The sequence below is a fragment of the Microbispora sp. NPDC049633 genome (assembly GCF_040675265.1).
Taxonomy (GTDB): domain Bacteria; phylum Actinomycetota; class Actinomycetes; order Streptosporangiales; family Streptosporangiaceae; genus Microbispora; species Microbispora maris.
The window spans coordinates 1-12,585 of sequence record NZ_JBFAOO010000209.1; the positions used below are offsets into that span (position 1 = coordinate 1).

The window sequence follows — 12,585 nt, forward strand, 5'->3', positions numbered from 1 at the left end:
GCCACCGCCTGGCCTCGCTGCGCGCGGGCGACGACCGGATCTGGCACCCCTTCTGAGGCCGGAAGATCCGCAGGGGACACTCCCGGGAGCCGATACCCTGGAGGCATGTCTGTCGAGTCGTTGTTTCCCCGCCTGGAGCCGCTGCTGCCCAAGGTGCAGAAGCCGATCCAGTACGTCGGGGGCGAGCTGAACTCGACGGTCAAGGACTGGGACGAGGCGACCGTCCGGTGGGCCCTGATGTATCCGGACGCCTACGAGGTCGGCCTGCCCAACCAGGGGGTGCAGATCCTCTACGAGATCCTCAACGAGCTGCCCGAGACGCTGGCGGAGCGCACCTACGCGGTGTGGCCCGACCTCGAGGCGCTCATGCGGTCCGAGGGCGTCCCGCAGTTCACCGTGGACGGCCACCGGCCGGTTCGCGCGTTCGACGTCCTCGGGGTGTCGTTCGCGACCGAGCTCGGCTACACCAACCTCCTCACCGCGCTCGATCTCGCGGGGATCCCGCTGGAGGCGGTGGACCGCACCGACGAGGACCCGATCGTGCTGGCGGGCGGCCACGCCGCGTTCAACCCGGAGCCCATCGCCGACTTCCTCGACGCCGCCGTGCTCGGCGACGGCGAGCAGATCGCCATCGCGATCTCCGAGGTGCTGCGCGAGTGGAAGGCCGAGGGCTCGCCCGGCGGCCGCGACGAGCTGCTGCTGCGCCTCGCCTCCACGGGCGGGGTGTACGTCCCGAAGTTCTATGACGTCGAGTACCACCCGGACGGCCGCATCAAGCGCGTCGTCCCCAACCGCGACGGCGTGCCGACGCGGGTGTTCAAGCACACGGTCATGGACCTCGACGAGTGGCCGTACCCGAAGAAACCGCTGGTCCCGCTCGCCGAGACCGTGCACGAGCGGTTCAGCGTCGAGATCTTCCGGGGGTGCACCCGGGGCTGCCGCTTCTGCCAGGCGGGGATGATCACCCGTCCGGTCCGGGAGCGGTCGATCACCACGATCGGCGACATGGTCGAGGCGGGGATCAAGGAGTCGGGCTTCAGCGAGGTCGGGCTGCTGTCGCTGTCCAGCGCGGACCACTCCGAGATCGCCGACGTCACCAGGGGTCTCGCCGACCGCTACGAGGGCAGCCAGGTCGGCCTGTCCCTGCCGTCCACCAGGGTCGACGCGTTCAACATCGACCTGGCGAACGAGTTGTCCCGCAACGGACGCCGTTCCGGGCTCACGTTCGCGCCGGAGGGCGGATCCGAGCGGATGCGCAAGGTGATCAACAAGATGGTCACCGAGGAGGACCTGATCCGCACGGTCACCACCGCCTACTCCAACGGATGGCGGCAGGTGAAGCTCTACTTCATGTGCGGGCTCCCGACCGAGGAGGACGAGGACGTCCTCGGCATCGCCGACCTGGCCAAGAAGGTCATCAAGGCGGGCCGTGACGCGACGGGTTCGCGGGACATCCGCTGCACGGTCTCCATCGGCGGGTTCGTGCCCAAGCCGCACACGCCGTTCCAGTGGGCCGCCCAGTGCGACCACGAGACGGTGGACCGCCGGCTGCGCGCGCTGCGCGACGCCCTGCGCTCCGACAAGGAGTACGGCAGGGCCATCGGCTACCGCTACCACGACGGCAAGCCGTCGATCGTGGAGGGGCTGCTGTCGCGGGGCGACCGTCGCGTGGGCAGGGTCATCCGCGCCGTCTGGGAGGACGGCGGCCGGTTCGACGGCTGGAGCGAGCACTTCTCGTTCGAGCGGTGGATGGCGGCGGCGGACGGCGCCCTCGCCGACGAGCCGGTCGACGTGGACTGGTACACGACGCGCGAGCGGGACGAGCACGAGGTGCTTCCCTGGGACCACCTCGACGCCGGCCTCGACCGCGAGTGGTTGTGGCAGGACTGGCAGGACGCGCTGAACACGGTCGAGGTCGAGGACTGCCGCTGGACGCCCTGCTACGACTGCGGCGTCTGCCCCACTATGGGGACGGAGATCCAGATCGGCCCCACGGGCAGAAAACTGCTGCCACTCACCGTGATCTGACGCTCACGGCCTATCCTGAAAGACGATCGACCGACACCGGAAGGACGACGGAACTCTGAAACCCGTTCCCGACGGGCCCGCGCCCGAACCCACGGTGCAGCGACTGCGTGTGCGCTACGCCAAGCGGGGCCGCCTGCGCTTCACCAGCCACCGCGACATCTCCCGCGCCGTCGAAAGGGCGGTGCGGCGAGCCGGCATCCCGGTGGCCTACAGCGCGGGCTTCAGCCCCCACCCGAAGATCTCCTACGCCGGCGCCGCCCCCACCGGAGTGGCGAGCGAGGCCGAGTACCTCGAGATCGGGGTGAACCGGCCGTGTGACCCGCGGCGGGTTCGCGACGACCTCGACGCCTCGCTGCCGCCGGGGCTGGACGTGCTCGACGTGGTGGAGGCGCGGGACGGGAACCTGGCCGACCGGCTGGAGGGCTCGATGTGGGAGCTGCGGCTCCCCGGGGCCGATCCGGGCGAGGCCGAGCGGGCGGTCAAGGAGTTTCTGGCGGCCGGCCAGGTGGAGGTCGAGCGCCTGACCAAGAAGGGGATGCGGCGATTCGACGCCCGCCAGGCGGTGCGTTCGCTCGCCGTAGTGGACGGGCCGGGAATTACGGCAGGTCAGGAGACCGTTCAACCGTGTGTCATACTTCGTATGGTTGTTCGGCACGAAACACCTGCCGTACGGCCCGATGACGTGCTCATGGGTCTGCGTCTCGTGGCAGGCTTCGCGCCGCCGTCACCCGCAGCGGTGACCAGGCTGGCGCAGGGGCCGCTCGACGCGACCGGTGAGCCCGCCGACCCGTTCGCCTTCGACCGGGCAGGCGGAGACCGATAAGACTTGCCGCCGAGGCGCCGACAGGAAGCCCGGCGGACCGCGAGAGACGAGAGCCTTCGCGCGGCGCGGCGACGTGCCCGGAGGCCTGACGGGAGAGCGCCCGCATGCTCGACAACGAGCCCACTGACGGGGCTGTGAGCCTTGACGGTGACACGACAACAGAAGAACGCGGCCAGGCCGGGGGAGACGCGGTTTCCTCCGGTCCGTCCGGCGTTTCCGCGACGCCGCGCCGCCGGTCGGCGAGCCGCCCGGCCGGGCCCCCGCCCGAGCCGGACGACCTGCCGCCGCCGGTGACCACGGTGGTCGCCGCCGACGTCCCGGTGGCCGCGGATCCCGCCGGGGAGACCCCCGCGCCGCCCGCGCAGGAGGAGCCGGTCGCGCAGAACGAGCCGCCCGCGAAGGAGCGGCCCAAGCGGGTCACCCGCCGCCGCACCAAGACCGCCGAGGCACAGGTCACGGAGGCACAGGTCGCCGAGGTGCAGGTCGCGGAGGCCCAGGTCGCGGAGACCCAGGTCGCCGAGCCTGCCGCCGAGACACCGGCCGCCGAGACGGCCGTTCCGGGGGCGGCGGCGACCGGGGACGACGAGCCGGCCGCGCCGGCCCGGCGTCGCCGCACCCGCAAGAGGACCGAGGAGACCGAGCCGTCCCCCCAGCCGGAGCAGGCGGAGCAGACGGCGCAGGCCGGGGACACGCCGCAGGCCGAGGAGCCCGCCGCGCCGCGGCGGCGCCGCCGTGCCCGCGCGGAGGAGCCGGCGCCGGAACGATCCAGGGCGATGAGCGCCGCCGAGGCCGAGGTCGCCGCCGCGCTCGGGCTCAACCTCCCCGACGAGGAACCGCTGGACGACGAGCCCCTCGACATCGAGGACATCGACATCGAGGAGGACGGCGGGCGGCCGGACGTGGTGGCCGATCCCTTCGGGCTGTCGGCGCCTCAGCCGTCCGTGCCCTCGATGACCTTCCAGGCGCCGTCGGCGCTGTTCCAGCCGATCTTCCAGGCTCCCGACCCGTTCGCGGTGCCCGCGCAGAGGCCCGCGTCGCCGGTCGCCGAGCCGGCGCCGGAGGACGAGGAAGCCGAGGAGCCGGAGGAGGCGACCGAGTCCGGCGACGACGAGTCCGAGGCCGACGGCGGCGCCCGCAGGCGTCGCCGCCGTCGCGGCGGACGCGGCCGGGGCGCCCGCGCCAGGGACACCGAGGACGGCGAGGAGTCCGAGGGCGAGGGCGAGGAGCCGCAGGCCGCGTCGGGCGACGAGGAGGACCGCGAGCAGGGGGACGACGATTCCGAGGGCCAGACCGGCACCCGGCGCCGTCGTCGCCGTCGCCGCCGCGGTACCGAGGAGGCCGAGCTGGCCCCCGACGACCCGCCGAACACCGTCGTCCGCATCCGGGCGCCCCGCGCCACCAGGTCCACCTCGGTCGACGAGGTCCAGGGCGTACGGGGATCGACCCGGCTGGAGGCGAAGAAGCAGCGCCGCCGTGAGGGCCGCGAGCTGGGCCGCCGCCGCCCGCCGATCATCACCGAGTCGGAGTTCCTGGCCCGGCGCGAGTCGGTCGAGCGGATCATGGTCGTGCGCCGCCAGGGCGGCCGCACCCAGATCGCGGTGCTCGAGGACGGCGTCCTCGTCGAGCACTACGTCGACCGTGAGTCGAGCCAGTCGTACGTCGGCAACGTCTACCTCGGCAAGGTCCAGAACGTGCTGCCCTCCATGGAGGCGGCGTTCGTGGACATCGGCAAGGGCCGCAACGCCGTGCTGTACGCCGGTGAGGTGAACTTCGACACCGCGGGGCTGGAGGGCCAGCCCAAGCGGATCGAGGCGGCGCTGAAGTCCGGTCAGTCGGTGCTCGTCCAGGTCACCAAGGACCCGATCGGCCACAAGGGCGCCAGGCTGACCTCCCAGGTCAGCCTCCCCGGCCGCTACCTGGTCTACGTGCCGGACGGCTCGATGACCGGGATCAGCCGCAAGCTCCCCGACAAGGAGCGGACCCGGCTCAAGCAGATCCTGCGCAAGGTCATGCCGGAGAACGCGGGCGTCATCGTGCGCACCGCGGCGGAGGGCGCCTCGGAGGAGGAGCTCAGCCGCGACGTGGCCCGGCTGTCGGCCCAGTGGGAGAACATCCAGCGCAAGGCCAAGTCGGCCAGCCCGCCGGAACTGCTGTCCGGGGAGCCCGACCTGACCGTCCGGGTGGTCCGCGACGTCTTCAACGAGGACTTCAGCTCCCTGGTCGTCGAGGGCGACGAGGCGTGGACGACGGTGGACGAGTACGTCCGCTATGTCGCTCCGCACCTGGCCGAGCGCCTGACGAAGTGGGAGGACGAGACCGACGCCTTCTCCGCCTACCGGATCGACGAGCAGATCGCCAAGGCGATGGAGCGCAAGGTGTGGCTCCCGTCCGGCGGTTCGCTGGTGATCGACCGGACCGAGGCGATGACGGTCGTCGACGTCAACACCGGTAAGTTCACCGGGCAGGGCGGCAACCTCGAGGAGACCGTCACCCGCAACAACCTGGAGGCGGCCGAGGAGATCGTCCGTCAGCTCAGGCTGCGGGACATCGGCGGCATCATCGTGATCGACTTCATCGACATGGTGCTCGAGAGCAACCGCGACCTGGTGCTCCGGCGACTGCTGGAGTGCCTGGCGCGGGACCGGACCAAGCACCAGGTGGCCGAGGTCACCTCGCTGGGTCTGGTGCAGATGACGCGCAAGCGGGTCGGCCAGGGCCTGCTGGAGGCGTTCTCCACGCCGTGCGACTGCTGTCACGGGCGCGGGATCATCGTGTCGACCGAGCCGGTCGAGGCGAAGCCCGAGCCGCGTGGCACGCAGGGCAAGATGGCCATCGAGAAGACGGTGGCCGAGAAGCTGGCGGCCGGCGAGGGATCGGTGGCCGCGGCGTCGGGCTCGGCACGCGAGAGCGTCACCGACGCCATCGACGCCGATCCCGGCAACTCCGACGAGGGCGACGGCTCCGCGCCGGCTTCCCGGGGACGGCGACGTTCCCGCAGGAAGACGGCGGAGTAACGACTTCGTCACCCGGCGATCCGCTCGGTTCGACCTGGGTGCCGGATATCCGGTACCCTAGGCAACCGGTGCGCCCGGTGTCGGCGTGCCTGGCTTCGCGCGCCTGCCCGGATCGCCGGTCGTGTTATCGACAGCAGCTGGATGCGGGGCGCGGCATCTCAGCATTTAGCCAGTAGAAGGGTTCCGCGGTGTACGCGATCGTTCGTTGCGGCGGCAGGCAGCAGAAGGTCTCCGTCGGGGACGTCCTCGAGGTGGACAAGGTCGCCGGAGAGGTTGGCTCCTCGGTGTCGCTGCCGGCGGTGCTCGTCGTCAACGACGGCGATGTCACCACCGACGCAGCCACGCTTTCCCGGTTCCAGGTGACCGCCGAGATCCTCGGCGAGACCAAGGGCCCGAAGATTCGGATTCTGAAGTACAAGAACAAGACCGGATACAAGAAGCGCCAGGGTCACCGCCAGCGGTACACCCAGGTCAAGGTCACCGGCATCAACCCCGGACAGTAGTTTCCCGGGGGACGACCCCCGCTTACCCCCGAAAGGGAGTGAACCATGGCACACAAGAAGGGCGCCTCGTCCACCCGGAACGGCCGTGACTCGAACGCTCAGCGCCTCGGTGTGAAGCGTTTCGGCGGTCAGCTGGTGAACGCGGGCGAGATCATCGTCCGTCAGCGCGGCACGCACTTCCACCCCGGCGACAACGTCGGCCGTGGTGGCGACGACACGCTGTTCGCCCTGGCCACCGGCCGGGTGCAGTTCGGCACCAAGCGCGGTCGCCGCGCGGTGAGCATCGTCCCGGCCGCGGAGTAGATCCGCCCCGGACACCAACAAGCAGCGCGATGAGGCGGATCGAGCATTCGGTCCGCCTCATTCGTTTTTTCATACGGCAGTTAGGGGGAGCGGCTGATGGCCGACTTCGTGGACCACGTCGTCCTGCACATCAAGGCGGGTGACGGGGGCAACGGCTGCGCCTCCATCCACCGGGAGAAGTTCAAGCCGCTGGGCGGGCCCGACGGCGGCAACGGCGGACGCGGCGGCGACGTCGTCCTGGAGGTGGATCCCAACACGGCCACCCTGCTGGAGTACCACCACCGGCCGCACCGCCGCGCGGGCAACGGCAAGCAGGGCATGGGCTCCAACCGGGACGGCGCCAACGGGGAGGACATCGTCCTTCCGGTGCCCAACGGCACGGTCGTGAAGGACGCCAGGACCGGCGAGGTGCTGGTCGATCTGGTCGGCGCCGGCACCCGGTACGTCGCCGCGCAGGGCGGCTTCGGCGGCCTCGGCAACGCCGCGCTGGCCAACGCCAAGCGCAAGGCGCCGGGTTTCGCCCTTCTCGGTGAGCCGGGCGACGAGGCCGAGATCGTGCTCGAACTCAAGACGGTCGCCGACGTGGCGCTGGTCGGGTTCCCCAACGCGGGCAAGTCGTCCCTGATCGCGGCGCTCTCCGCGGCCCGGCCCAAGATCGCCGACTATCCGTTCACGACGCTCATCCCCAACCTCGGGGTGGTGACGGCGGGCGAGACCGTCTTCACGGTCGCCGACGTGCCGGGGCTCATCCCGGGGGCCTCCGAGGGCCGGGGTCTCGGCCACGAGTTCCTGCGGCACGTCGAGCGCTGCTCGACGATCGTGCACGTGCTCGACTGCGCGACGATCGAGCCCGGGCGTGACCCGGTCACCGACTACGAGGTGATCGAGGCCGAGCTCGCGGCGTACGGGTCGCTGCAGGACCGGCCGCGGCTGGTCGCGCTGAACAAGGTGGACGTGCCCGACGGCCGGGACCTGGCCGACATCGTCACGCCCATGCTGGAGGAGCGCGGCCTGCGCGTCTTCGAGATCTCCGCGGCCAGCCACGAGGGCCTGCGGCCCCTGGCGTTCGCGATGGCGGAGATGGTGGCGGCGGCCCGGGCGCAGGCCCCGGTCGAGGAGCCCACACGGCTGGTCATCCGGCCCAGGCAGCTCGGCGAGACCGGGTTCTCGGTGCGGCGCGTCGACGAGAACCGCTTCCAGGTGACCGGCGAGAAGCCCGAGCGGTGGATCCGGCAGACCGACTTCTCCAACGACGAGGCCGTCGGCTACCTGGCCGACCGCCTCGAACGGCTCGGGGTCGAGGGGGAGCTGATCAAGGCCGGCGCGACGGCCGGCGCCGAGGTGATCATCGGCTCGATGGAGGGCGGCTACGTCTTCGACTGGCAGCCGTCGCAGGGCACGGAGGCGACCATGGGCCCGCGTGGCAGCGACGCGAGGCTCGGCTGATCGGGGAGACGGCGTGACAGGCAGGGAACGGATCCGCGAGGCCGCGCGGCTGGTGGTCAAGGTGGGGTCGTCGTCGCTGACGACGCCCCGCGGCACGATCGACGTCGACCGGGTGGACGCGCTGGTCGACGTGCTGGCGGCCCGGCGCAAGGCGGGCACGCAGCTCGTGCTCGTGTCGTCCGGCGCGATCGCCGCCGGGCTCGGGCCGCTGGGGCTGCGCGACCGGCCCAAGGACCTGGCGACCCAGCAGGCGGCCGCCTCGGTCGGGCAGGGCGTGCTGGTCGCCCGCTACACCTCCTCCTTCGCCAGGTACGGCCTGCGGGTGGGGCAGGTGCTGCTGACGGCCGACGACATGATGCGCCGCATCCACCACCGCAACGCCCAGCGGGCGCTGGCCCGGCTGCTGGAGCTCGGCATCGTGCCCGTCGTGAACGAGAACGACACGGTGGCCACCGACGAGATCCGGTTCGGGGACAACGACCGGCTCGCGGCGCTGGTGGCCCACCTCACCCACGCCGACGGACTGGTGCTGCTGTCGGACGTCGACGCGTTGTACGACGGCGACCCGCGCAAGGACGGTGCCACCCGCATCGCCGAGGTCCGGGGGCCTGAGGACCTGGAAGGCGTCGAGCTGGGCACCTCCGGCCGGGTCGGCACCGGCGGCATGATCACCAAGGTGGAGGCGGCCCGCATCGCGACCGGGGCGGGGGTCCCGGTCGTGCTCACGGCGGCGGCGCACGCGGCCCAAGCGCTCGCGGGGGCCGACATCGGCACCTGCTTCCACCCGGGGGGCCGGCACCCCGGCACCCGGCTGCTGTGGCTCGCCCACGCCACGACCGGCCGTGGCCGCCTGCACCTGGACGCCGGCGCGGTCGAGGCCGTGGTCGGGCGGCGCAAGTCGCTGCTGCCCGCGGGCGTCGAGAAGGTCGAGGGCGACTTCGCCGCGGGCGACCCGGTCGACCTGTGCGCGCCGTCGGGAGCCGTCGTCGCCCGGGGTCTGGTCAACTATGACGCGGGGGAGATCCCCGACCTGCTCGGCCGCTCCACCCGGGAGCTGGCCAGCACACTCGGCCCGGAGTACGAGCGCGAGCTGATCCACCGGGACGACATCGTGATATTGGAGCCTGTCCACCACCACAAGTGACGGAGCGCGAGGCAATGTCTGAGGCAGAGGAATTTCTGAAGGTCGCGCAGGCGGCGAGGGACGCCGCGACGGTGCTCGCGCCGATGCCGCGCGCGCCGAAGGACGCGGCGCTGCGGGCCGTGGCCGACGCCCTCGTGGCCGCCACGGACGAGATCGTCGCGGCCAACGCCGCGGACGTGGACCGGGCCAGGGAGAACGGCACCTCGGAGGCGATGATCGACCGGCTGCGGCTCGACGCCGGCCGGATCGCCGCGATCGCGGCGGCCGTCCGCCAGGTGGCGGACCTGCCCGACCCGGTCGGCGAGGTCGTGCGCGGCGGCACGCTGCCCAACGGCCTGGAGCTGCGCCAGGTGCGGGTGCCCCTCGGCGTCATCGGCATCATCTACGAGGGCCGGCCCAACGTGACCGTGGACGCGGCCGCGCTGTGCCTCAAGAGCGGCAACGGCGTGCTGCTGCGCGGCTCGTCCAGCGCGTACTCCTCCAACACGGCGCTGGTGCGCGTCATGCAGCAGGCGCTGGCGGCGACCGAGATGCCGGCGGACGCCGTGCAGCTCGTGCCGGGCCGGACCCGCGAGTCGGTCAAGCACCTGATGCGCGCCCGCGGCCTGGTCGACGTGCTGATCCCGCGCGGCGGCGCCTCACTGATCAACAGCGTGGTCGAGGAGTCGACCGTGCCGGTGATCGAGACCGGCGTGGGCAACTGCCACGTGTACGTGGACGCCGACGCCGACATCGACACCGCCCTCAAGATCCTGGTGAACGCCAAGGCGCAGCGGCCCTCGGTGTGCAACGCGGCCGAGACGCTCCTCGTGCACTCCGCCATCGCCGACGAGTTCGTCCCCAAGGCGCTGACGGCGCTGAAGGACGCGGGCGTCACCGTCCACGGGGACGAGCGGGTGCGGGCCTACGGCGCCGACGTCGTGGCCGCCACCGAGGAGGACTTCACCACCGAGTACCTCTCCCTCGACATCGCCGCCGCCGTGGTGGACTCGCTGGACGACGCGGTCGCGCACATCCGCAGGTACGGCTCGGCCCACACCGACGCCATCGTGACCCGGTCCCAGCAGGCCGCCCGCAGGTTCGTGGCGACCGTGGACTCGGCGGCGGTCGCGGTGAACGCCTCGACCCGCTTCACCGACGGCGGGGAGTTCGGCTTCGGGGCGGAGATCGGCATCTCCACCCAGAAGCTGCACGCCCGTGGCCCGATGGGGCTGCCGGAGCTCACCTCCACGAAGTGGATCTACACCGGCGAGGGTCACGTCCGCGGGTGACGCTCAGACGCGCGTGAGCACGGGACGCGAGCCGAGGCCCGCGTCCCTGGCCCGCAGGGCGGCGTCCACCCGGCTCGGCGCCTCCAGCTTCGCCAGCACGTTGCTCACGTGGTTGCGCACGGTCTTGGTGGCCAGGCACAGCTCGCGGGCGATCTCGGCGTTGGACCTGCCGTCGGCCAGCCGCTCCAGGATCTCGTGCTCCCTCTGGGTGAGCCCGGGAAACGGGCTGCGGGACGGCGGAGTGGTGAGCCGGTCGAGGAGCCGGGGCGCCAGCCCGCCGCCGAAGACCACCTGCCCGAGCGCCACGGACCGGACCGCCGCCGCGATCTCCGCGGGCTTCGAGTCCTTCAGCAGGTAGCCGTGCGCGCCGGCGCGCAGCGCGCCCAGGAAGCCCGCCTCCCCGTCGTCGTCGCCCAGCGCGAGCACCCGTACGGCGGGGCAGCGGCGGCGCAGGGAGTCGAGCCCGTCCAGCATGGCCAGGTCGGCCAGCAGCACCCGCGGCGACAGCCGTACGCACAGGCGGAGGGCGTCGAGGTCGTCACAGGCGGTCCCGGCGACGGAGAGGCCGTCCGCCTGCGCGGCTTCCTGCTGCAGGGCGGACCGGATCCCCTCGACGAACAGGGGGTGATCGTCGGCGATCACGACGGTGATCGCGCCGGAGGAGTCAGTCATCGTTCATCTGTCTTCGTCTCGCCGATGGGGAGGGCGGGCCCTGCGGTCCGGCCGTCGTCGTGGACAGACTGCCGGGGCGGGCTTGTGAGCCGGTTGGCAACGGCTTGTATGCGGCTCGACGGCGCGCCTCCGCCGATTCGGGCGGCCGGACCGCTATGGTTGGCGCTCCTATGGCTGGACGTCTTGGTCGGGTCGGCCCCTACGCGCTGCAGGAGCGGCTGGGCCGGGGTGGCATGGGTGAGGTGTACCTCGCCGTCGGCCGCCGGGGCGACAGTGTCGCGGTGAAGATGCTCCGCGACCCCATAGAGAACGACCCGGACGCCCGGTTACGACTCGAACGCGAGGTCCGGGCGCTGCGCCGGGTCGAGAGCCCGTACGTCGCCCAGGTGCTCGACGCCGACCTGACCGGCGACCGGCCGTACCTCGTGATGGAGTACATCGAGGGGGAGAACCTCCTCGACGCCGTACGGCGGCGCGGGCCGCTGCAGGAGTCCCGGCTCATCATGCTGGCGCAGGGCCTCGCGGCCGCGCTGGCGATCATCCACGCGGCCGGGGTCGTGCACCGCGACGTCAAGCCGGCCAATGTCCTGCTGGGCGAGGACGGGCCGGTGCTGATCGATTTCGGCATCGCCCAGGTGCTCGACGCGACGCGGGTCACGATGACCGGCACGTTCCTCGGCACGCCCGGCTACTGCGCTCCCGAGGTGTTCTCGGACGAGACGGTGGGGGAGCCTGCCGACGTCCACGGCTGGGCCGCCACCGTGGCGTTCGCCGCCACCGGACGGCCGACCTTCGGGCGGGGCACGGCGGAGTCGCAGATGTACGCCGTGCTGAACGGCAAGGCCGATCTCGTGGGGGTTCCCGCGGCCCTGCTGCCGCTGGTGCGCGCGGCGCTGCACCGCGACCCGGCGCGCCGTCCCACCGCCGCCCTGCTGGCCGACCGCCTGTCCCGGCTCGCCCGGGCCAGCGAGACGTCCGCCGCCGACTGCGTCGCCGACCGTGTCACCGACAGGGCCGCCGACCGCGCCACCGACAGGGTGGGAGCGGAGGCGGTCGCGCGGGTCCGTGCCGAGGCGCCCCCGCGCACGGCGGCGGGAAAGACCGCGGAGCCGGCGGTGAAGGGCCAGGCCGCGGAACGTCCACGTGGACGCGGCGGAACGGGCGCACAGGCCCGGTCCACCGGCGGCCGCGCGGACACCCACGCGCCCGAGGGGGCGCTCGGCATCCCCACCGGGAACGCGGCCCTGGTCCTGGTCGCCCTGCTGGCCGTCCCGTGCGTGGTGGCGTCGGTGATCTACCCGCTCGCGACCTTCGCGATCACGGCGGCCTTCGCCGTGGTGACCAGGGCCGTGTGGACCAGCCACTGGCTGGTGCGCGGCCG

The 12,585-nt window shown here is 72.3% G+C and carries 10 protein-coding genes; 9 read left to right on the forward strand and 1 reads right to left on the reverse strand.

What is annotated here, in order from left to right:
- The first annotated feature begins 105 nt into the window (after nt 1-105).
- The 8 genes from AB0J39_RS33355 to AB0J39_RS33390 all read left to right on the forward strand — a co-directional run bounded on the left by AB0J39_RS33355 (nt 106) and on the right by AB0J39_RS33390 (nt 10,532).
- Entirely contained in the window at nt 106-2,028 is a 1,923-nt protein-coding gene (locus AB0J39_RS33355) for a TIGR03960 family B12-binding radical SAM protein (protein WP_363472056.1), read from the forward strand.
- Between the two features lie 94 nt (nt 2,029-2,122).
- On the forward strand, nt 2,123-2,851 hold the full coding sequence (locus AB0J39_RS33360) for a TIGR03936 family radical SAM-associated protein (protein ID WP_363472058.1): 729 nt from the start codon (nt 2,123-2,125) through the stop codon (nt 2,849-2,851).
- 104 nt (nt 2,852-2,955) lie between these two features.
- Nucleotides 2,956-5,865, forward strand: a complete 2,910-nt coding sequence (locus AB0J39_RS33365) for an Rne/Rng family ribonuclease (RefSeq protein ID WP_363472059.1) — start codon at nt 2,956-2,958, stop codon at nt 5,863-5,865.
- Nucleotides 5,866-6,053: 188 nt separating this feature from the next.
- Nucleotides 6,054-6,368 carry a 50S ribosomal protein L21 gene (gene rplU / locus AB0J39_RS33370; RefSeq protein ID WP_030505848.1) on the forward strand — a complete coding sequence of 105 codons (315 nt, stop codon included), beginning with the start codon at nt 6,054-6,056 and terminating at the stop codon, nt 6,366-6,368.
- A 45-nt stretch (nt 6,369-6,413) separates the two neighbouring features.
- Entirely contained in the window at nt 6,414-6,671 is a 258-nt protein-coding gene (gene rpmA, locus AB0J39_RS33375) for a 50S ribosomal protein L27 (protein ID WP_030505847.1), read from the forward strand.
- A gap of 96 nt (nt 6,672-6,767) precedes the next feature.
- Nucleotides 6,768-8,117 carry a GTPase ObgE gene (gene obgE / locus AB0J39_RS33380; RefSeq protein ID WP_363472060.1) on the forward strand — a complete coding sequence of 450 codons (1,350 nt, stop codon included), beginning with the start codon at nt 6,768-6,770 and terminating at the stop codon, nt 8,115-8,117.
- A gap of 13 nt (nt 8,118-8,130) precedes the next feature.
- Entirely contained in the window at nt 8,131-9,261 is a 1,131-nt protein-coding gene (proB, locus tag AB0J39_RS33385) for a glutamate 5-kinase (RefSeq protein ID WP_363472062.1), read from the forward strand.
- Nucleotides 9,262-9,275: 14 nt separating this feature from the next.
- Complete coding sequence (locus AB0J39_RS33390) at nt 9,276-10,532, forward strand: glutamate-5-semialdehyde dehydrogenase (protein WP_363472064.1); 1,257 nt, start codon at nt 9,276-9,278, stop codon at nt 10,530-10,532.
- 3 nt (nt 10,533-10,535) lie between these two features.
- Here AB0J39_RS33390 and AB0J39_RS33395 read toward each other — a convergent pair whose 3' ends face one another.
- On the reverse strand, nt 10,536-11,204 hold the full coding sequence (locus AB0J39_RS33395) for a response regulator transcription factor (protein WP_363472066.1): 669 nt from the start codon (nt 11,202-11,204) through the stop codon (nt 10,536-10,538).
- A gap of 170 nt (nt 11,205-11,374) precedes the next feature.
- On the opposite strand from AB0J39_RS33395, the gene AB0J39_RS33400 reads away from it, so the two are divergent.
- The coding region (locus AB0J39_RS33400; RefSeq protein ID WP_363472068.1) for a serine/threonine-protein kinase at nt 11,375-12,585 on the forward strand (1,211 nt) is incomplete at its 3' end.